Origin of the sequence: Bradyrhizobium sp. CCBAU 51753, from assembly GCF_015291565.1 — a bacterium.
GTDB classification, from domain to species: Bacteria; Pseudomonadota; Alphaproteobacteria; order Rhizobiales; family Xanthobacteraceae; genus Bradyrhizobium; species Bradyrhizobium ivorense.
In genome coordinates this window covers 5,320,636-5,339,396 of sequence record NZ_CP030037.1, presented here as the reverse complement: position 1 = coordinate 5,339,396, position 18,761 = coordinate 5,320,636, and the positions used below count along the sequence as shown (strand labels likewise).

Here is an 18,761-nt window from a genome sequence, read left to right as displayed (position 1 = left end):
TCCGGTTTAGCTAGACCGGCGGGATGTCGCTAGGGGGATTCTCGTCAAAGCCATGCATGCGCAGGGCCCATTGCAATCCGATCACGGCTCCTTTCACCGGCTGCAGCAGCGCCAGCGACGCAAACAGCGTGAGCGGCAGATAGATCGCAAGCTGCAGCCAGACCGGCGGTGAATAGTCGGTTTCGATCCACAGCACGGTCGGTACCACGATATGGCCGACGATGACGATGACGAGATAGGCCGGCAGATCGTCGGCGCGGTGCGGCGAGAAATCGAGATCGCAGACCGGGCAATGGCCGTCGCATTTGAGAAACTTGCGGAACAGCCTGCCTTTGCCGCAGCGCGGGCAGCGGCTGCAAAACCCGCGCATCATCGCGGTCCACACGTCGCGCTTCTCGGGATTGGTCGTGTCGCGGGTCCAGACGACCGTCTCCGGGGTCACCCCTTCCATGACTTGCCTCGCTTCGACTTGCCGGACTTCTTCGGCCTGGCCGGCTTGCGCTCCTTCTTGCTGCGCGCCATCCGCTCCTTGTGGGTGCCGGCGCGACGCTCCGCTCGTGCGCCGTCGCGTTTTCTGCCGCGCGGAATAGCCTGTCCCGCCGAGAGCAGCTCGAAGCGCAATGCGCCGGCAATCGGCGCGGCCTCCACCAGCCGCACGTCGACGACGTCGCCGAGCCGGTACATGGTGCCGCTGCGCGAGCCGATCAGCGCGTGGCGGGTTTCGTCGTAGTTGAAATATTCGCTGCCGATGGTGCGGATCGGGATCAGCCCGTCGGCGCCGGTGTCGTCGAGCTTCACGAACAGGCCCGAGCGCGTCACGCCCGAGATGCGGCCCTGGAACGAAGCGCCGACCTTATCGGCGAGGAAATGCGCGATCAGCCGGTCGGCGGTCTCGCGCTCCGCCTTCATGGCGCGGCGCTCGGTGACCGAAATCTGCGCCGCGATCTCGGCGAGCGTTTCCACCGTCTCGTCGGTCGGCAGCGCGCCGTCACCGAGGCCGAGCGCGCGGATCAGCGCGCGGTGCACGATCAGATCGGCGTAGCGGCGGATCGGCGAGGTGAAGTGGGCGTAGCGGCGCAGGTTCAAGCCGAAATGCCCGTAGTTCTCGGCGGAGTATTCGGCCTGCGCCTGCGAGCGCAGCACCACCTCGTTGACCAGCGGCTCGTAATCCTCGCCGGAAACCTGCGCCAGCACGCGGTTGAACTGCGAGGGCCGCAGCGCGCCCTGCTTGGTGAAGGGCAGGTCGAGCGTCTTCAGAAATTCCTGGAGGTTGTAGATCTTCTCCTGGGTCGGCTCGTCATGCACGCGATAGATCAGCGGGAGGTTCTTCTTCTCCAGCATTTCCGCCGCCGCGACGTTGGCGAGGATCATGAACTCCTCGATCAGCCGGTGCGCATCGAGCCGCTGCGGCACGATCACGCGGTCGACGGTGCCGTCAGGCTTCAGCAGGATCTTGCGCTCGGGCAGATCGAGATCGAGCGGGTCGCGCTCGTTGCGCGCGAGCTTGACCAGCTCATAGGCCGACCACAGCGGTTTTAGGATCGGATCGAGCAGGGGCCCGGTGGTGTCGTCCGGCTTGCCGTCGATCGCGGCCTGCGCCTGCGCGTAATTGAGCTTTGCCGCCGAGCGCATCAGTACGCGATGAAATGTGTGCGAACGCTTGCGGCCGTCGGCGCCGATCACCATGCGCACCGCTAGCGCGCCGCGCGGCTCGCCCGGCACCAGCGAGCAGAGATTGTTGGAGATGCGCTCCGGCAGCATCGGCACCACCCGATCGGGGAAATACACCGAGTTGCCGCGCTGCAGTGCGTCGCGGTCGAGCGCCGAGCCTGATCGTACATAGTAGGCGACGTCGGCGATCGCGACATGGACGATGTAGCCGCCCTTGTTGTTCGGATCAGGATCGACCTCCGCATGCACGGCGTCGTCGTGATCCTTGGCGTCCGGCGGATCGATGGTGACGAGCGGCACGTCGCGCCAGTCCTCGCGGCCCTGCAGCGCCGCGGGTTTTGCCTCCTCGGACTCGCGGATCGCGGCAGGCGAAAACACCTGCGGAATGTCGTGGGCGTTGATCGCGATCAGGCTGATCGCCTTCTCGCTGGCGATCGAGCCGAGCCGTTCCTTGACCCGGCCGGAGTTGAGGCCGTAGCCGCGGGTGCGCACGAGATCGACGCTGATCAGGTCGCCGTCCTCGGCGCCGCCGGTGTCTTGCTTGGCGATGTTGAGCTCGCGGCCGGCCTGCTTCTTGTCGACCGGGATCAGCCGCCCGCCGCCATCAGGATTTTTGCGGAAGATGCCGAGGATGCGGCTCCGCGCATGGTCGATGATCTTGATGACGCGGCCACGATACGGCGTGCCGTCGCGCTCGTCGGTCACCTCGACCCGCAGCAGCGCGCGGTCGCCGACGCCGGCGGTGGTGCCGGGTTTTGGCCGCCGCGGCGTGTCGATACGGATTTTCGGGGCGGTGCCGTTCTCTTCGGCATCCCACTCGGCGGGGGTGGCGATCAATTCGCCATCGCTGTCGCGGCCGGTGATGTCGGCGAGCACGGTCGGCGGCAGCGCCGCCGGCTCGTGCATCTTGCGTCCGCGCTTTGCAATCGTGCCGTCGTCGGCGAGCTCGCGCAGCATGCGCTTCAGCTCGACGCGGTCGGCGTTCTTCAGGCCGAAGGCGCGGGCGATCTCGCGGGTGCCGACCTTGCCTGGATTGGCGCGAATGAAGGCGACGATGGCGTCCCGGGCCGGAAAGCCATGGTCGGGTTTTTGTTTCACTTATCCTCTTGCCTTGCCGGCGCTCTTCTTCGCCGGCGATTTCGATCCCGCCGCCGGCTTTGCGGCCGAGGTCTTGGCGCCTGACGAGACCGGAGCGCGCGCCTTGCTGGCGGCCTCCGATTTTGGTTTCGCCGCGGCCTTCTTCGCCGCGGACTTCTTGGCGGGCTTGCCCTCGGCGTCATCCTTAGCGTCGGACTTCGCTTCGGTTTTGGCCTTGGCCGGCTTCGCCGCCTTGGCTTTCTTGCCCTTGGCCTTGCCGCCGCCCTTGGCTGCGCGCTCGTCGATCAGCGCGATCGCTTCCGCCAGCGTGACCTCGTCGGGCGTGCGGTCGCTCGGGATCGTCGCGTTGACGCCGCCGGCGGTGACGTAGGCGCCGTAGCGGCCGTTCTTCAGCGCGACTGCGCCGAGCGACGGATGATCGCCGAGCGGCTTGCCGGGATCGGCGCCGAAGCGGCGACCGCTCGGCCCCTTGGCGATCTTCTCGGCAATCAGCGTGACGGCGCGGTTGAGGCCGATGTTGAAGACCTCGTCGCCGGCCTCGAGGCTGGCATAGGTCTTGTCATGCTTCACGAACGGCCCGAAGCGGCCGAGGCCCGCGGTGATCGGCTGTCCGGTCTCCGGATGCTTGCCGATCTCGCGCGGCAGCGACAACAGCTTCAGCGCCAGCTCGAGGTCGACATCCGCGGGCGAGGTGCCCTTTGGAATGCCGGCGCGCTTCGGCTTCTCGCCTTCCTCATAATCCTTCTGCTCGCCGAGCTGGATATAGGGGCCGAACCGGCCGGCCTTCACCGTGACGTCGAACCCGGTGTCGGGATCGGTGCCGAGCACGCGGTCGGCGCTCTCCGCACTGTCGGCGGCGAGCGGGCGGGTGTAGCGGCAGTCCGGATAGTTCGAGCAGCCGACGAAGGCGCCGAACTTGCCGGCCTTCAGGTTCAGCTTGCCGGTGCCGCAGGTCGGGCACTGCCTGACATCGCCGCCATCCGCGCGCGGCGGATAGATGTGCGGGCCGAGCATCTCGTCGAGCGCATCGAGCACCTCGGCGACGCGCAGGTCCTTGATGTCGTTGACCGCGCCGATGAAGTCGCGCCAAAAGTCCTTCAGCACCTGCTGCCAGGCGATCTCGTTGTTGGAGATGCGGTCGAGCTGCTCCTCGAGATCGGCGGTGAAGTCGTATTCGACGTAGCGCTGGAAGAAGTTTTCCAGGAACGCGACCACGACGCGGCCCTTGTCCTCGCCGTGCAGGCGCTTCTTCTCGAGCTTGACGTAGCCGCGGTCCTTCAACACCTGCAGGATCGAGGCGTAGGTCGAGGGCCGGCCGATGCCGAGTTCTTCCATCCGCTTCACCAGCGACGCTTCGGAGAAGCGCGGCGGCGGCTCGGTGAAGTGCTGGGTGACGGCGAGGCTCTGCCGCTTCACCGCTTCGCCGGTGTTCATCGCGGGCAGGCGGCGCGAATCCTCGTCCTCCTCGTCGTCGTGACCTTCCTGATAGAGCGCGAGGAAGCCGTCGAACTTGATCACCTGGCCGGAAGCGCGCAGCTCCAGCACGCGGGCGCCGGCCTTGGCCTCGATGTCGACCGTGGTGCGCTCGAGCTCGGCGGATTCCATCTGGCTCGCGATGGTGCGCTTCCAGATCAGCTCATAAAGTTTGGCCTGGTCGGGATCGAGCCTGCGGCCGATCGAGGCCGGGCGGCGCGACAGGTCGGTCGGGCGGATCGCCTCGTGGGCCTCCTGCGCGTTCTTGGCCTTGGCCTGGTACTGGCGCGGGGCATCCGGCACATAGGCGTTGCCGTAATCCTCGCCGATCACCTTGCGCGCCTGCGTGATCGCCTCAGGCGCGATCTGCACGCCGTCGGTTCGCATATAGGTGATGAGGCCGGTGGTCTCGCCGCCGATGTCGATGCCCTCATAGAGCCGCTGCGCGATGCGCATGGTGTGCGCCGGGGCGAAGCCGAGCTTGCGGCTGGCCTCCTGCTGCAGGGTCGAGGTGGTGAAGGGGGCCTGCGGATTGCGCCGCGCCGGTTTTGCCTCGACGCTGGCGACGCGGAAGGTCGCGGCCTCGATCGCCTTCTTGAAATCCTCGGCTTCCGCCCCGGAGCCGATGTCGAGCCGCGCGATCTTCTTGCCGTCGGCGCCGACCAGCCGCGCCTCGAAGGTTTCGCCGCGGGTCGTGACCAGCGTCGCGACCAGCGACCAGTATTCCTTCGGCACGAACTTCTCGATCTCGAGCTCGCGGTCGCAGACCAGCCGTAGCGCGACCGACTGCACGCGGCCGGCCGAGCGGGCGCCGGGCAGCTTGCGCCACAGCACCGGGGAGAGCGTGAAGCCGACCAGATAGTCCAGCGCGCGGCGCGCCATATAGGCGTCGACCAGCGCGCCATCGATCTGGCGCGGCGCCTTCATCGCCTCGGAGACGGCCTGCTTGGTGATGGCGTTGAACACCACGCGCTCGACCTTCTGGTCCTTCAGCGCGCGCTTCTCCTTCATCACCTCCAGCACGTGCCAGGAGATTGCCTCGCCCTCGCGATCAGGGTCGGTTGCGAGAATCAGGCGGTCGGCACCCTTCAGCGCCTTGGCGATGTCGTTCAGACGGCTGGCGGCCTTGGCGTCAACCTCCCAGATCATCTGGAAATTGGCGTCCGGATCGACCGATCCGTTCTTGGCCGGGAGGTCGCGGACATGGCCGAACGACGCCAGGACCTCGTAGGAGGACCCCAGATATTTGTTGATCGTCTTGGCCTTGGCCGGCGACTCCACAATGACGATATTCATGTCATTCCAATAGCTTACGGGAAAACTTGAAGACGGATTCCGCTAGACTCGCGACCCGCCATGTCGGGGCGAACATGGGTGCTGGGGCCGTCGGTGTCAAATCGCCAGATATTGAGGGGGTGGTTCCAGATGGGGAAATCCTATCCCCAGGGTTGAAAAATACGTCCTAGAGTTGCGCTCGCAAAGGGCGTACCTCTCTTTATATAGGGCGGGAATCGGAAAGCGGACGTTTGACCAGGACAGGGGGCGGCCGGAAGCGCAAGGCGTCCGGCCGGCGGCGATCGGCGGGCGAGGAGACAGGAGAGGGCAGCCCGGACGATGCCCTGATCCTGATCGCGGCCGCCGTGACCGAACTGGCCAAGCTCGCCCAGCGCCACAATTTTGCGGTGCTCGACCGCCTGTTAGCCATGGCCCGTCTGGAAGCCGACGAGCAACTGCGCGCCCGCAGCCGGTGGAAGTTGTCGTGAGGGGAATGGCGCCACATACACAACTGTCGTCCCTGCTTTCGCATGCGAAAGCAGGGACGACGGCGAGTGGGTGGCACTAGTTAGTCCCGTCATCCCCGCGCAAAGGTTTCGCCTTTGCCCATGTCGCGAGAATGCGAAGCTGCGTCACCACCCGCAACTGTCATCGCCCGGCTCGACCGGGCGATCCAGTACGCCGCGGCCTCTCGGCCTAACAATGACTGCCTCTGGAATACTGGATCACCCGCATGCGCGGGTGATGACACCGAGTTAGCCGTTCGACACTTGAATCCGCGTCTATTGGCTCTCGCTGCGCGAGCCCCGGAATGACGGAGCTACGCCGACACCCGCCGCGCGCGCTTCGCTGCGGCCCGCGGTTTCAGCGTGGTGTCGGCCGCGCTCAGGAGCCGGCCGTCCTGGGAATACAGCGCGAGCTTCTGCACCGGCTTGCCGTTCTCGCGGTCGACCAGAAACGTGTCGATCTCGTTCGGATGCTCGTCGAATTCCTCGCTCCATTGCCGCAGCGCGACCAGGATCGGGAAGATGCCGCGGCCCTTCGGCGTCAGCACATATTCCTGATAGGCGCTGCCGTCGGAGGCCGGGATCATCTTCAGAATGCCGCGCTCGACCAGCGTGCGCAGCCGCGTCGCGAGGATGTTCTTGGCGAGCCCGAGGCTGGTCTGGAATTCGCCGAAGCGGCGGCGGCCGAGGCTGGCGTCGCGGATGATCAAAAGCGACCACCAGTCGCCGAACACATCGAGCGCGCGCGCGATCGGGCAGCTGTCGCCGGCAAGGCTGGTTCTCTTCACCACGCGGTCTCCCAAGGATTCCTTGTTTGAGCATGATCTCCGCGCAAACGCTTCGCGTTTGTCGCGAGGGAAAACCGCTTCGCATTTTTCCGGATCATGCTGCAATCACGGTCTTGTGTGGTTGCAATATTAAACTGGATACCCTAGTTAGGCCATCAGGTTTAATAATGCAACCAGACTGGAGGCGGACAATGAGACTGGCAAACAAAGTGGCGTTGATCACGGGCGGCAACAGCGGCATCGGGCTTGCGACGGCAAGGCTGTTCGTGGCCGAGGGCGCCAAGGTCGTGATTACCGGGCGCAACAAGGAGCGGCTGGCGGCGGCGGCCAAGGAACTCGGGCCGAACGCGCTGGCGGTGGAGGCCGACGCCACCGACGTCGCGGCGCTGGAAGCGGCCGTGAAGCAGGGCGCGGAGAAATTCGGCAAGTACGACGTGCTGTTCGCCAATGCCGGCATTCCCGGCCAGACGCCGGTCGGCGGCACCACGCTCGCGGCATTCGAGAGCGTGATCCGCACCAACCTCACCGGCGTGTTCTTCACCGTGCAGGCGGTCGCGCCCTATCTCAACGACGGCGCCTCCGTGATCCTCAACGGCTCGGTGATCTCGGTGCTCGGCAATCCCGGCTATTCGGCCTATGCCGCGAGCAAGGCCGGCGTGCGCGCGATGGCGCGGGTGATGGCCTCAGAGCTGTCGCCGCGCAACATTCGGGTCAACGTGGTGGCGCCGGGCGCGGTGCGCACCCCGATCTGGGGCGCCGCAACTGCAACGCCGGAGGCCGAGAAAATATTCGAGGCGCGGATCGGCAAGACCACGCCGCTCGGCCGCATCGGGGAGCCCGATCATATCTCGAAGACGGTGCTGTTCCTGGCGTCCGACGATGCTGCGCATGTGCAGGGGCAGGAGCTGTTCATCGACGGCGGCGCTACCGCTTCGCCCGCCGGCGCGCCGATCTATCGCGGCTAAAGCTCGACGCGTTTTCTGCACGCGAACCAGTGTCCGCTTCGCTGGAAAACGCTGCAAATTGTTTCTCATTGTAAAGAACGGCCGGTGTGAACGGGATCACACCGGCCGATGTCGTTCGTGACCTATTATCGTGTCACGAGACATTGAACCTTTGTCGCAGTCGAAGGACTTCTGAAAGGGCGAGGAATTTTTCACCACGGAATCATTTGGAGTGCAGTCATGCCGAAAGCAGCGCGCATCCCGTCATCGATTACCGTATCCTCCGCATCCGAAAATTCGGATACGTCGCAATTCGTCACCGTCGCATTGTTCTCCGGCATCGGTTTATTGATTTCGCTCCTGGTCGTCATTCTCGGCATTCAGGGCGTCTGGCTCTGAGCTGATTGACCTGAACGCACGCCTGCCGCCGCCAGCGCCGCGGCAGGCGCTTCATCGCATCAGGCTGCGTTCAGGCTGCCGGCGGCCTGTAGCGCGCCCGCGACCGCCTTTTCGCGATGCTCGGGGCCGACCTGGATGCCGTCGGCCGGGATGAATTCCAGGTTCGTGACGCCGATGAAGCCAAACACCCCGCGCAGATAGGTTTCGAGATGCTCGAGCGCGGCCATCGGCGTGCCGGCGCCGTAATAGCCGCCGCGCGAGATCGCGATGATGACACGCTTGCTGCCGGCCAATCCCTCGACCCCGGCGGGGCCGTATTTGAAGGTCTTGCCCGCCACCAGGATGCGATCGATCCAGACCTTGAGCTGGCTCGGAATCGTGAAATTGTACATCGGTGCGCCGATCACGACGGTGTCGGCGGCCAAAAACTCCTCCAGCACGAGTTGGCCGGCGGCGACGTCGTCGCGGACCGACGGGTCGGGCGCGGCACCCTGGCCGGCGGCGAGGTGCAGGCCGGTGAGGTGGCCGAGCGGGGTCTGGGTCAGGTCGCGGTAGGTCACGACCAGGCCGGGATTGGCTTGGCGCAGCCGCTCCACGGCGGCGGCCGAGACCTGGCGGCTGACCGAGTGCGGGCCGAGAACGGAGGAGTCGATGTGCAGAAGTTTCATGGCAGGGGATCCCCTTTGGTATAGGTTTGTAACTGGCGCTATATGAGTGACTGCCCTAAATCCCCGCAAGAACGCACATTTTTGAAACCCGAGCACAGCCATGAGACCCGAGCACATCCGTGTGCCTGACCCGCCGCCCCATCCGAGCCCCGACCATTCCGACTGCCGCGCGGTCGCCTCGGTGCTGGCGCGGGTCGGTGACAAATGGAGCGTGTTCGTGATCATGAACCTGATCGAGGGTCCGCGCCGCTTCAACGAGCTGAAGCGCATCATCAACGGCATCTCGCAGCGGATGCTGACGCTGACCTTGCGCGGGCTGGAGCGCGACGGGCTGGTGACGCGCACGATCTATCCGACCATCCCGCCGCGGGTCGACTACGAGCTGACCGATCTCGGCCGCGGTCTCGCCGAGCCGGTGAAGGCGCTCGGCCAATGGGCGTTTTCTCATCTGCCGGAGATCGAAGGCGCGCGGAGCAAGTTCGACGCGCGGAATGAGGAGTGAGCTTCGACTCGTCCGTCCTGTGATTGCAGATCCGTAGCAGATCCGTCACCCTGAGGTGGCCGCTTCTTCAGCGGCCCTCGAAGGGTCGACGGCCCGGCTAGTGGCCGATTCATCCTTCGAGGCTCGCAAGGGCTCGCACCTCCAGCGACAAAGGCGAAGCCTTTGCGCGGGGATGACGGGAAATGAATTGCGCAACCCGCTAAATCATCGACACCAGACCGCCGCCGTGGCGCTCGAGCTTGCCGGCGAGTTCGAGTTCGAGCAGCACGGCGCGTACGACCGCAGGCGATGCGTCGGCCATCCGGATCAGATCGTCGAGACTGATCGGGCTCGGGCCCAAGAGGCTCACGATGCGCTCGCGCTCGGGCGCGCCGGTGGCGAAATCCAGCGGTTCGTCGTCCTCACGTGCCGACAACATGATCGGCCGCTCCATGATCGGCGTCACCGCGGTGATGATATCCGTGGCCTCGGTCACCAGCGTTGCGCCCTGCTTGATCAGGTCGTTGGTGCCGGCGGCGCGCGGGTCGATCGGCGAGCCCGGCACCGCAAACACCTCGCGGCCCTGTTCGGCCGCCATCCGCGCCGTAATCAGCGAACCCGAGCGATGCGCGGCCTCGACGATGACGACGCCGAGCGCGGCGCCCGAGATCAGCCGGTTGCGGCGGGGAAAATCCCGCGCCCGCGGCACATGGCCGAGCGGCATCTCGGAGATCGCAGCGCCATGCGCGAGCAGCGCGGCCAGCAGATCCTCGTGCTCCGGCGGATAGATCTTGTCGTGGCCGCCGGCCAGCACGGCGACCGTGCCGCTCGCGACCGTGGCGCGATGCGCGGCCTGGTCGATGCCGCGGGCAAGGCCGGAGATCACGACAAAGCCGGCGTCGCCGAGGTCGCGCGCGAGGATGCCAGCAAATTTCAGCCCGGCGCCGGAAGCGTTGCGCGAGCCGACGATCGCGATCATCGGCCGCGTCAGCGCACCGAGCGCGCCGCGCACGCCGAGCAGCGGCGGGGCATCGTCGACGGTGGCAAGCCGCGGCGGGTAATGGGCTTCATCCGGCGCGACCAGGCTGACGCCGGCCTTCCGGCACGCCGCGAGCTCCGCGGCTGCGTCCTCCGCGCTGCAGATCCGGCCCGGCCCGGATGCGCCGCCGCGGCGCGCCAGCTCGGGCAGCCGCTCCAGCGCACTCGCCGCATTGCCGAAATGGCGGAGCAGCGATGCAAAGGTGCGCGGACCGACATTGTCGGAGCGGATCAGCCGCAGGCGGTTGAGCCGTTCCGTGTCGGTGAGTTTTGCCGTGCTGGGCGTCCGGTCGTGCATGCGCGCGCAGCTTCGCCCAACCGCAGATTGCAATCAACCGTGACATTGGCTTGCCCCTGCGCAACGCGCTACAAGCGGCCGACAGGAACAGGAACGCCGCCATGATCTCACTGACCGATCTTCGAGAGCGCATCGAACAGGGGGCGGTTTCGCCCGACGCAGCCATCGCGCAGTCGCTCGCGGCGATCCGCGCGCAGGACAAGGCGATCGGAGCCTTCGTCCATTACGACGAGGGCGCCCGCGCGCAAACTACCGGGCCGCTGCGCGGTATCGTGGTCGGCATCAAGGACAACATCGACACCGCCGATTTCCCGACCGAGATGGGCTCGCAGATCTACCGCGGCCACCGGCCGCGCGGCGATGCACCGGTGGTGATGGCGCTGAAGCGGGCGGGGGCGACCATCGTCGGCAAGACCACCACCACGGCGTTCGCGGCCAACGATCCGACCGCGACGCTCAATCCGCACAACCAGGCGCACACGCCGGGCGGATCGTCGTCGGGCTCGGCCGCGGCGGTCGGCGGTGGCATGATCCCGCTGGCGCTGGGCACGCAGACCGGCGGCTCGGTGATACGGCCGGCCTCGTTCTGCGGCACGGCTGCGATCAAGCCGAGCTACCGGCTGCTGCCGACCGTCGGCGTGAAATGCTTTTCCTGGTCGCTGGACACGGTCGGGCTGTTCGCGGCGAGCGTGCGCGACGTCGCCGCCGGGCTCGCGGCGATGACCAACCGGCCGGAACTGCTGGCGCCGTCGTCGGTCGCGGCGCCGCGCATCGGCGTGGTGACGCAGGCGTTTGCCGGCGCGCCGGAGGCATCTGGTGCCGAGGCGCTGCAAAAGGCGGCGCGTGCGGCCGCGCGGGCGGGCGCAACGGTGCGCGAGCTGGCGATGCCCGAGATCGTCGCCGAGGCCTGGCGCATCCATCCCGTGATCCAGGATTTCGAGGCGCATCAGTCGTTCGCTTGGGAGTACGGGCAGAATTACGACGCAATGCCGCCGCTGCTGCGCGGGCGGCTCGACGAGACCAAGGGCGTCACGCCGAAAGACTATGACGCGGCGGTCGACGTCGCGGCGCGGGCCCGGGCGGCGCTGGGTGCGGTGTTCGACGAGGTCGACGCGCTGGTCACGCTGTCGGCGCCCGGCGCGGCACCGCAGGGCTTATCGTCGACCGGCGATCCCCGCTACAACCGGCTGTGGACGCTGATGGGCGTGCCCTGCGTCAACGTGCCGACGCTGGTCGCGGACGGCGGGCTGCCGGTCGGCGTGACGGTGGTCGCACCGTTCGGCGCCGATGCGCGGGCGCTGGCGGCGGCGGCGTTCGTGGAGGCGGCGCTGAAGCGCGACTAGTACGCCGTCACTTCTTCTCGCCGATCTTGCCTTCGGTGCCGGCCTGCAGGCGCTTGATGTTCTCGCGGTGCATGTAGAACAGCAGGATCGTCAGCACCGCGAACAGCGAGGCGAGTGCGTTGTGGCCGAACCACCACAGGAACAGCGGCGTCACGAACGCCGCGATCAGGGCCGACAGCGAGGAGTAGCGGCTGGTGTAGGCGGTGCCGAGCCAGATCACCGCGAAGATCAGCGCCGCCGGCCAGAACAGGCCGAGCAGCACGCCGATATAGGTCGCAACCCCCTTGCCGCCGCGAAACTTCAGCCAGACCGGGAACAGGTGGCCGAGGAAGGCGCCGAGCGCGGCCAACATCGCCGCGTTGGGCCCGTCGATCGATCCGGCGATGACGACGGCAATCGTGCCCTTGAGCATATCGCCGAGCAGCGTCGCCGCGGCGAGGCCCTTGCGTCCGGTGCGCAGCACGTTGGTGGCGCCGATATTACCGGAGCCGATCGAGCGCAGATCCTGCGTGCCGGCGAGCCTGGTCAGGACCATGCCGAACGGGATCGAGCCGAAGAGGTAGCCGATCAGGAAGGCGGTGGGCAGCAACACGTCAGCAGACATCGCGGTAGGTCCCTTAGCGGCACGCCGCGGCCGCAGCGGACGGGCCGATCAACCGAATATTAACCATAAATCCCCATCATGGCCTACATATCGAGGGAGCTTACCATGGCTTCTGCACGCAAGCGGCTGGAGCAGATTCTGTTTGGTCTCTACATCATGGCCGGCGCCGTCGGCATGATGATGGAAGCGATTGCGCAGGTGGTGGGGCGCTAAAGCGCCGCGCCACGCTTTAAAGTTCCATTGCACCTCAGACGTGCTCGTACACGGTGCGTCCGCCGACAATCGTCCGCACCACGCGGCCCGAGAAGCGGGCGTCGTCGAACGGCGTGTTCTTGCACAGCGATTTCAGCTCGTCGCGGTCCAGCACCCAGGGGGTGTCGGCGTCGATCACGATCACGTCGGCCGGGGCGCCGGCGCGCAGCGTGCCGCCGGGCAGGCCGAGCAGCTCCGCCGGCCGCGTCGACATCGCGCGGATCAGCGTCTTGAACTCCATCTCGCCATTGTGGATCAGCCGCAATGCCGCCGGCAGCATGGTCTGCAGCCCGACCGCGCCGCTGGCGGCTTCCGCGAACGGCAGCCGCTTGACCTCGACGTCCTGCGGATTGTGGTCGCTCATCACGACGTCGACCAGCCCGGAGGCCAGCGCTGCCACCAGCGCCTTGCGGTCGTCCTCGGTGCGCAGCGGCGGCGCCAGCTTCAGGAAGGTGCGGTAGGGGCCGATGTCGTTCTCGTTCAGCGTCACGTGGTTGATCGAGACCGAGGCCGAGACGTCGAGCCCGCTGTCGCGAGCGCGCTTGAGGATTTCCAGCGACTCCATCGAGCTCAGCGACGCCGCGTGGTAGCGGCCGCCGGTCAGCGCCGCGAGCCGCATGTCGCGCTCGAGCATGATCGATTCGGCGGCGGTCGGAATTCCCATCAGCCCGAGCCTTGTGCCGAACTCGCCCTCGTTCATCACGCCTTCGCCGACCAGATGCGGGTCCTCGGTGTGATGCACGATCAGCGCGTCGAAATCGCGGGCGTAGGTCAGGGCGCGCCGCATCACCTGCGCATTGGTGACGCTCTTGTCGCCGTCGGTGAAGGCGACGGCGCCGGCGGCCTTCAAGAGGCCGATCTCGGTCATCTCCTGGCCTTGCAAGCCCTTGGTCAGCGCCGCCATCGGGTGGATGTTGACGATCGCCGTGTCGCGGGCGCGGCGCAGCACGAAGTCGACCGTCGCCGAGTTGTCGATGACCGGCGAGGTGTCGGGCTGGCAGATGATGGTGGTGATGCCGCCGGCGGCCGCGGCCTGGCTCGCCGAGGCAAAGGTCTCGCGGTGGCTGGCGCCGGGCTCGCCGACGAAGGCGCGCATGTCGATCAGGCCGGGGGCCACGATCTTGCCGGCGCAATTGACGATGTCGGTGCCTTCGGGGACGCCGGCGGCGCCGATGCCCCGCCTGGCGTCGCGGATCACGCCATCGGCGATCAGAACATCACCAGGGCCGTCGAAATCCCGCGCGGGATCGATGACGCGGGCGTTGGCGAGCAGGATGGGGCGGCGATCGGTCAGCATCGGTCTCACGCGTTCGGCAGGTTGCGGGCGAGCGCTTCCAGCACCGCCATGCGCACCGCCACTCCCATTTCCACTTGTTCACGGATCAGCGACTGCGCGCCGTCGGCCACGAAGGTGTCGATCTCGACGCCGCGGTTCATCGGGCCCGGATGCATCACCAGCGCGTCGGGCTTTGCGTAGGCGAGCTTCTTCTGGTCGAGGCCGAAATAGTGGAAATATTCGCCCGAAGACGGCACGAAGGAACCGTTCATGCGCTCGCGCTGCAGGCGGAGCATCATCACGATGTCGGCGCCGTTCAGCCCCTCGCGCATGTCGCGCGCGACCTCGACGCCCATCCGCTCGATCCCGGGCGGCAACAGGGTGGAGGGCCCGACCACGCGGACGCGGGCGCCCATGGTGTTGAGCAACAGGATGTTGGAGCGCGCGACGCGCGAATGCAGCACGTCGCCGCAGATCGCGATCACCAGCCCCTCGATCCGGCCCTTGTTGCGGCGGATGGTCAGGGCGTCGAGCAGCGCCTGGGTCGGGTGCTCGTGGCTGCCGTCGCCGGCATTGATCACGGAACCGTCAACCTTGCGCGCCAGCAGCTCCACCGCGCCGGAGGCGTGGTGGCGCACCACCAGGATGTCCGGATGCATCGCGTTCAGGGTCACCGCGGTGTCCATCAGCGTCTCGCCCTTGCGGGTCGACATCGAGGACACCGACATGTTCATGACGTCGGCGCCGAGCCGTTTTCCGGCGATCTCGAACGAGGACTGGGTCCGCGTCGAGGCCTCGAAGAACAGATTGACCTGGGTGCGGCCACGCAGGGAGGCGCGCTTCTTGTCGACCTGGCGGTTGAGCTCGACATACTCCTCGGAAAGATCGAGCAGGCCGGTGATGTCGTCGGCGGAAAGGCCCTCGATGCCCAGCAAATGCCGGTGGCCGAGGACAAAAGTCGATTTTAATGATGGGGTCATTAAAGCCAGAGCTATAGGCGCGGATCGCCGGTGGGGCAAGTGCGAAGAGGGGGTGGCGGAGTTTTCCCCCGGTCAGTGTCCGGCGCCGTCATGGCCGGGCTTCTCCCGGCCGTTTTTCCAGTAGGGTTCTCAGGACAAGGCAGGGAAGGTGTCGTGAAAACGGTCGCAGGCGCATTTCTGCTGGCAGTCCTGATTGCGCCCGTGCAGGCGCAGACCTTGCCCGGCGGCTTCGTGTTCCTCCGCGACATTGACCCCTCCATCATCCAGGACATCCGCTACGCCACCGCGAACAATTTCATGGGCCGGCCGCTCGCGGGCTATGGCGCCGGCGAATGCGTGGTGAAGCGGGAGGTCGGGCTGCGGCTGAAGGCCGTGCAGCAGGAACTCGCGCAGAAGAATCTGTCGCTGAAGATGTACGATTGCTACCGGCCGGCCCGCGCGGTCGCCGACATGGTGGCGTGGTCGCGGAACGGCAAGGAAACCGCGGCCGAGCGGCGCTACAACCCGGCGTTCGCCAAGGCCGATTTGTTCCGCCTCGGCTACATCGCCACCCATTCGCTGCATTCGACCGGGGCCGCGGTCGACCTGACGCTGGTCGACCTCACGGCCGACAATTCCGGCAAGTTCGATCCGGCGAAGGACTATGCCGACTGCACCGCGCCCGCGGCCGCGCGCGCCCCGGAGGGCAGCGTCGACATGGGCACCGGCTACGACTGCTCCGACGTGAAGGGCCATACCGCCACCGACAGGATCACGCCGGCGCAGCGGCGCTGGCGCAACATGCTGGTCGCGGCGATGGCCCGGCAGGGTTTTGTCAATTACGCCAAGGAATGGTGGCATTTTTCGCTGCCGGGGGCGGGCGGGCAGGCCTACGATTTTCCGATCACCCGAGCGCGCTAGCCCGCGGATTCCCTCAAATGCAAAGCATCTTCGCAATGTTGCGGTTGCCATCGCCGATATAGCCGCCCGCGCGTTCAACACTCCTTAATTGCCGCCCGCAATATCTGCGAGCATTGCGGGAGTACGAATGATGCGTTTGGCGGCCGTTGCAATCGTCGTTGTCGGCATCGTCGGGATCGTGGCCTACGACCATTACGACAAGAAAACCAATTTCCTGCGCGTCGATGCACGCATCGCCGCGATCAACGAGCAGTGCTACCTCGAGAAGGTCGAACGCGGCGTGATGACCAAAACCACGTCGACATCAGACATGGTGCGCTGCGAGGTCGCCGAGATGCTGAAGCGCGAGCATCCGAAGTGGCAGGGTTACGACGTCAAGCACAAGATCGAAGTGCGCGTCGTCTACGTCTCGCCGGTCGACAACGCCACGCACACGTCCAGCCTGCAGATGTCGGCGTTTCCCAACGGCAAGCCGCTGCGCCCGGGCGAGGTCTTTCCGGTGCTGGCGTCCAAATCCAAACCGGACAAGGCGCGGATGATTTGAGCCATGCGTCTCGGCTTCTACGGCATCATCTGCGTCGCGCTGGCGGGCTATTATGTCTACAGCGAGTTCGACAAGCGGGTGAATTTCCAACCGGTCCATGCGCGCGTCCGCAGCGTCCAGGAACAGTGCTACATGGACAAGACCGAGGGGCAGCGCAGCTCGAGCTCGGATCTGATGCCGTGCGAGCTTGCCGTACTGCTGACCCGTTCGCATCCGAAGTGGCAGGGCTACGACATCAAGCACAAGATCGAGATCGGCTTTGCCTACATCTCCCCGGCGGACGGCGCCGTGCATGAATCGAAGCTGCAGCTCGCGGCCTATCCCGACGATCGGCCGCTGCATGCAGGCGACCTTTTTCCGCTGCAGGCCTCGCGGAGCGCGGCGAGCAAGACCCGCACCAACGACTGGCTGGACATCAAGCTGGGCCGCCATGCGCCCAGGCAGGGAAGTATCTAGCAGTCAGCGCATTTTTCGCTGCCCGGGCCCGGCGGGCAGGCTTATGATCGCTCGATTCCGCCGCGCCGCTGCCGGAGCGTCCGGGAGTGTCGCTCGCAGTTCCCCGAGGAGACCATGACGCAGGCCCGGTTTGCCACCCACGAGGTCCTGAACCAGTCGCCGCCGTTCGAGGACGTCGATCTGTTCACCGCGGATGCGCCGCTGGTTGCGGCGGTCGCGGCCAATGGCGGCGCTCACGCTGCGGCCGAGCTGGCCGAGTTCGGCAAGCACTGGGGGTCCGCCGCGATGGCGGAGCGCGGCCGCATCGCCAACGAGAACACGCCAAAGCTGCGGCTGTTCGATGCCCGCGGCAATCGCCGCGACGAGGTCGAGTTTCATCCGGCCTATCACGAGCTGATGGCGCATTCGGCGCATGCCGGCGTGCACAATTCGACCTGGACCGCCGACGGCAAGCCGGCCGGCGGCGCCGCCGAGGTGGTGCGCGCGGCAAAGTTCTACATCGCCGCCCAGGTCGAGACCGGCCATCTCTGCCCGATCACGATGACGCGCGCCTCGGTCGCAGCACTGGCTTCGCAGCCGGAGATTCTGGCGAAGACGATGCCGGTGATCGCCACGCGATCCTACGACCCGAGCTTTGCGCCATGGTGGACCAAGCGCGGCATGACGCTCGGCATGGGCATGACCGAGAAGCAGGGCGGCACCGACGTGCGCGCCAACATGACGCGGGCCGAACGCGACAATGGTGCGTACCGGATCACCGGGCACAAATGGTTCATGTCGGCGCCGATGTGCGACGCCTTCCTGGTGCTGGCGCAGACCGATGGCGGGTTGAGCTGCTTCTTCATGCCGCGCTTTGCGCCAGATGGCTCGGTCAACGCGATCCACTTCCAGCGCCTGAAGGACAAGCTCGGCAACCGCTCCAACGCCTCGTCGGAGGTGGAATTTCACGGCGCCCATGCCGACCTGATCGGTGAGGAGGGCAAGGGCATCCGCACCATCATCCAGATGGTGCAGCTGACGCGGCAGGATTGCGCGATCGCCTCCGCCGGGCTGATGCGCTCGGGGCTGGCCCACGCGCTGCATCACGCCCGCCATCGCAGCGTGTTCCAAAAGCATCTCGCCGACCAGCCGCTGATGCAGGGCGTGCTCGCCGACATGGCGCTGCATGTCGAGGCGTCGATCGCGCTGGTGATGCGGCTGTGCGGCGCCTTCGACCGCGCGCCGGCCGAGGCAGGCGAAGCGGCCTATATGCGGCTGCTGACGCCCGCGATCAAATACTGGATCTGCAAGAGCGCGCCGCCCTTCCTCTACGAAGCGATGGAGTGCCTCGGCGGCAACGGCTATGTCGAGGAGGGCGTTTTGGCGCGGCATTACCGGGAATCGCCGGTCAACGCGATCTGGGAAGGCTCCGGCAATGTGATGTGCCTAGACGTGCTGCGTGCACTCGGCCGCGAGGCCGACGCGGCGCTCGCGGTGTTGCGCACTCTCGCCGAGGAGACCAAGGGCCTGCCGGGCGCCGCGGAGACGGTCGCGCTGATCGGAAAGTCGTTCCGCCGTCCCGACAGCGAGCGGGTGGCGCGGCTTGCGGTGGAAAAACTGGCGCTGCTGGCGGCAGCCGCCGCGCTCAACCGGGTCTCGCCCGCCAGCGCCGAGCTGTTCGCGGCGACCCGGCTTGCCGCCGGCCATGCCGGCATGTACGGCGCGGTGGAAATATCGGACAATGACCAGCGCGTCCTGCTTGAGCGGGCGCTGCCATGAAGGCCTGCT

General features: G+C 66.6%; 18 protein-coding genes. 9 read left to right on the top strand and 9 right to left on the bottom strand.

Annotation, left to right across the window (positions count from 1 at the left end; all coding sequences use genetic code 11):
* Positions 1–10 precede the first annotated feature (10 nt).
* From XH93_RS24255 to topA, 3 genes are read right to left on the bottom strand one after another with little or no spacing between them, the layout of a single operon-like run.
* The gene (locus tag XH93_RS24255) at positions 11–451 is read right to left on the bottom strand and encodes a DUF983 domain-containing protein (RefSeq protein WP_139862808.1); all 441 of its coding nucleotides are present in this window, start codon (positions 449–451) and stop codon (positions 11–13) included.
* Positions 439–2,769, bottom strand: coding sequence for a ribonuclease R (gene rnr / locus XH93_RS24250; protein ID WP_194469420.1), 2,331 nt, complete (start codon positions 2,767–2,769; stop codon positions 439–441). Before rnr ends, XH93_RS24255 begins: the two co-directional genes overlap by 13 nt.
* Positions 2,770–5,538 carry a type I DNA topoisomerase gene (topA, locus tag XH93_RS24245; RefSeq protein WP_194469419.1) on the bottom strand — a complete coding sequence of 923 codons (2,769 nt, stop codon included), beginning with the start codon at positions 5,536–5,538 and terminating at the stop codon, positions 2,770–2,772.
* Between the two features lie 230 nt (positions 5,539–5,768).
* Here topA and XH93_RS24240 point away from each other — a divergent pair, with 230 nt between their 5' ends.
* On the top strand, positions 5,769–6,005 hold the full coding sequence (locus XH93_RS24240; RefSeq protein ID WP_194469418.1) for a hypothetical protein: 237 nt from the start codon (positions 5,769–5,771) through the stop codon (positions 6,003–6,005).
* 332 nt (positions 6,006–6,337) lie between these two features.
* Here the strand turns inward: XH93_RS24240 and XH93_RS24235 are convergent, their stop codons facing one another.
* The gene (locus XH93_RS24235) at positions 6,338–6,814 is read right to left on the bottom strand and encodes a helix-turn-helix domain-containing protein (protein ID WP_194469417.1); all 477 of its coding nucleotides are present in this window, start codon (positions 6,812–6,814) and stop codon (positions 6,338–6,340) included.
* 188 nt (positions 6,815–7,002) lie between these two features.
* Between XH93_RS24235 and XH93_RS24230 the strand changes: the two genes are divergently transcribed.
* Both XH93_RS24230 and XH93_RS24225 read left to right on the top strand, forming a co-directional pair.
* Positions 7,003–7,776: an SDR family NAD(P)-dependent oxidoreductase gene (locus XH93_RS24230; RefSeq protein ID WP_139862813.1), complete on the top strand. Its 774-nt coding sequence runs from the start codon at positions 7,003–7,005 to the stop codon at positions 7,774–7,776.
* Positions 7,777–7,995: 219 nt separating this feature from the next.
* Positions 7,996–8,154, top strand: coding sequence for a hypothetical protein (locus tag XH93_RS24225; protein ID WP_172626968.1), 159 nt, complete (start codon positions 7,996–7,998; stop codon positions 8,152–8,154).
* 59 nt (positions 8,155–8,213) lie between these two features.
* Here XH93_RS24225 and XH93_RS24220 read toward each other — a convergent pair whose 3' ends face one another.
* Positions 8,214–8,822 carry an FMN-dependent NADH-azoreductase gene (locus tag XH93_RS24220; RefSeq protein ID WP_139484217.1) on the bottom strand — a complete coding sequence of 203 codons (609 nt, stop codon included), beginning with the start codon at positions 8,820–8,822 and terminating at the stop codon, positions 8,214–8,216.
* A gap of 100 nt (positions 8,823–8,922) precedes the next feature.
* On the opposite strand from XH93_RS24220, the gene XH93_RS24215 reads away from it, so the two are divergent.
* The gene (locus XH93_RS24215) at positions 8,923–9,324 is read left to right on the top strand and encodes a helix-turn-helix domain-containing protein (protein WP_194469416.1); all 402 of its coding nucleotides are present in this window, start codon (positions 8,923–8,925) and stop codon (positions 9,322–9,324) included.
* 199 nt (positions 9,325–9,523) lie between these two features.
* On the opposite strand, the gene dprA is transcribed toward XH93_RS24215, so the two are convergent.
* A complete protein-coding gene (gene dprA, locus XH93_RS24210; RefSeq protein ID WP_194469415.1) occupies positions 9,524–10,639 on the bottom strand; it encodes a DNA-processing protein DprA in 1,116 nt (371 codons plus the stop codon).
* A gap of 101 nt (positions 10,640–10,740) precedes the next feature.
* Here dprA and XH93_RS24205 point away from each other — a divergent pair, with 101 nt between their 5' ends.
* Positions 10,741–11,982 (top strand): amidase, encoded by a 1,242-nt coding sequence (locus XH93_RS24205; RefSeq protein ID WP_194469414.1) that lies wholly within the window; start codon positions 10,741–10,743, stop codon positions 11,980–11,982.
* A 7-nt stretch (positions 11,983–11,989) separates the two neighbouring features.
* Here the strand turns inward: XH93_RS24205 and plsY are convergent, their stop codons facing one another.
* The 3 genes from plsY to XH93_RS24190 all read right to left on the bottom strand — a co-directional run bounded on the left by plsY (position 11,990) and on the right by XH93_RS24190 (position 15,094).
* Complete coding sequence (gene plsY, locus XH93_RS24200) at positions 11,990–12,586, bottom strand: glycerol-3-phosphate 1-O-acyltransferase PlsY (RefSeq protein WP_194469413.1); 597 nt, start codon at positions 12,584–12,586, stop codon at positions 11,990–11,992.
* A gap of 247 nt (positions 12,587–12,833) precedes the next feature.
* The gene (locus XH93_RS24195; RefSeq protein ID WP_139862818.1) at positions 12,834–14,135 is read right to left on the bottom strand and encodes a dihydroorotase; all 1,302 of its coding nucleotides are present in this window, start codon (positions 14,133–14,135) and stop codon (positions 12,834–12,836) included.
* A 5-nt stretch (positions 14,136–14,140) separates the two neighbouring features.
* A complete protein-coding gene (locus XH93_RS24190; protein WP_139484223.1) occupies positions 14,141–15,094 on the bottom strand; it encodes an aspartate carbamoyltransferase catalytic subunit in 954 nt (317 codons plus the stop codon).
* A 153-nt stretch (positions 15,095–15,247) separates the two neighbouring features.
* Here XH93_RS24190 and XH93_RS24185 point away from each other — a divergent pair, with 153 nt between their 5' ends.
* From XH93_RS24185 to XH93_RS24170, 4 genes are all read left to right on the top strand, one after another.
* Positions 15,248–15,994 carry a M15 family metallopeptidase gene (locus XH93_RS24185; RefSeq protein WP_246799288.1) on the top strand — a complete coding sequence of 249 codons (747 nt, stop codon included), beginning with the start codon at positions 15,248–15,250 and terminating at the stop codon, positions 15,992–15,994.
* A 130-nt stretch (positions 15,995–16,124) separates the two neighbouring features.
* Positions 16,125–16,538, top strand: a complete 414-nt coding sequence (locus XH93_RS24180; protein ID WP_194475320.1) for a hypothetical protein — start codon at positions 16,125–16,127, stop codon at positions 16,536–16,538.
* Between the two features lie 3 nt (positions 16,539–16,541).
* Positions 16,542–16,994 (top strand): hypothetical protein, encoded by a 453-nt coding sequence (locus XH93_RS24175; RefSeq protein WP_194469411.1) that lies wholly within the window; start codon positions 16,542–16,544, stop codon positions 16,992–16,994.
* Positions 16,995–17,108: 114 nt separating this feature from the next.
* Complete coding sequence (locus tag XH93_RS24170; protein WP_194469410.1) at positions 17,109–18,752, top strand: acyl-CoA dehydrogenase family protein; 1,644 nt, start codon at positions 17,109–17,111, stop codon at positions 18,750–18,752.
* Positions 18,753–18,761 lie beyond the last annotated feature (9 nt).

What these genes read in the sequence shown, in the direction of transcription:
- XH93_RS24225 (WP_172626968.1), top strand. Translation starts at nt 7,996, where the DNA reads ATGCCGAAAGCAGCGCGCATCCCGTCATCGATTACCGTATCCTCCGCA.
- XH93_RS24190 (WP_139484223.1), bottom strand. Translation starts at nt 15,094, where the DNA reads ATGACCCCATCATTAAAATCGACTTTTGTCCTCGGCCACCGGCATTTG.
- dprA (WP_194469415.1), bottom strand. Translation starts at nt 10,639, where the DNA reads ATGCACGACCGGACGCCCAGCACGGCAAAACTCACCGACACGGAACGG.
- XH93_RS24220 (WP_139484217.1), bottom strand. Translation starts at nt 8,822, where the DNA reads ATGAAACTTCTGCACATCGACTCCTCCGTTCTCGGCCCGCACTCGGTC.
- XH93_RS24215 (WP_194469416.1), top strand. Translation starts at nt 8,923, where the DNA reads ATGAGACCCGAGCACATCCGTGTGCCTGACCCGCCGCCCCATCCGAGC.
- plsY (WP_194469413.1), bottom strand. Translation starts at nt 12,586, where the DNA reads ATGTCTGCTGACGTGTTGCTGCCCACCGCCTTCCTGATCGGCTACCTC.
- XH93_RS24170 (WP_194469410.1), top strand. Translation starts at nt 17,109, where the DNA reads ATGACGCAGGCCCGGTTTGCCACCCACGAGGTCCTGAACCAGTCGCCG.
- XH93_RS24205 (WP_194469414.1), top strand. Translation starts at nt 10,741, where the DNA reads ATGATCTCACTGACCGATCTTCGAGAGCGCATCGAACAGGGGGCGGTT.
- XH93_RS24180 (WP_194475320.1), top strand. Translation starts at nt 16,125, where the DNA reads ATGCGTTTGGCGGCCGTTGCAATCGTCGTTGTCGGCATCGTCGGGATC.
- XH93_RS24230 (WP_139862813.1), top strand. Translation starts at nt 7,003, where the DNA reads ATGAGACTGGCAAACAAAGTGGCGTTGATCACGGGCGGCAACAGCGGC.
- XH93_RS24255 (WP_139862808.1), bottom strand. Translation starts at nt 451, where the DNA reads ATGGAAGGGGTGACCCCGGAGACGGTCGTCTGGACCCGCGACACGACC.
- XH93_RS24175 (WP_194469411.1), top strand. Translation starts at nt 16,542, where the DNA reads ATGCGTCTCGGCTTCTACGGCATCATCTGCGTCGCGCTGGCGGGCTAT.
- topA (WP_194469419.1), bottom strand. Translation starts at nt 5,538, where the DNA reads ATGAATATCGTCATTGTGGAGTCGCCGGCCAAGGCCAAGACGATCAAC.
- XH93_RS24195 (WP_139862818.1), bottom strand. Translation starts at nt 14,135, where the DNA reads ATGCTGACCGATCGCCGCCCCATCCTGCTCGCCAACGCCCGCGTCATC.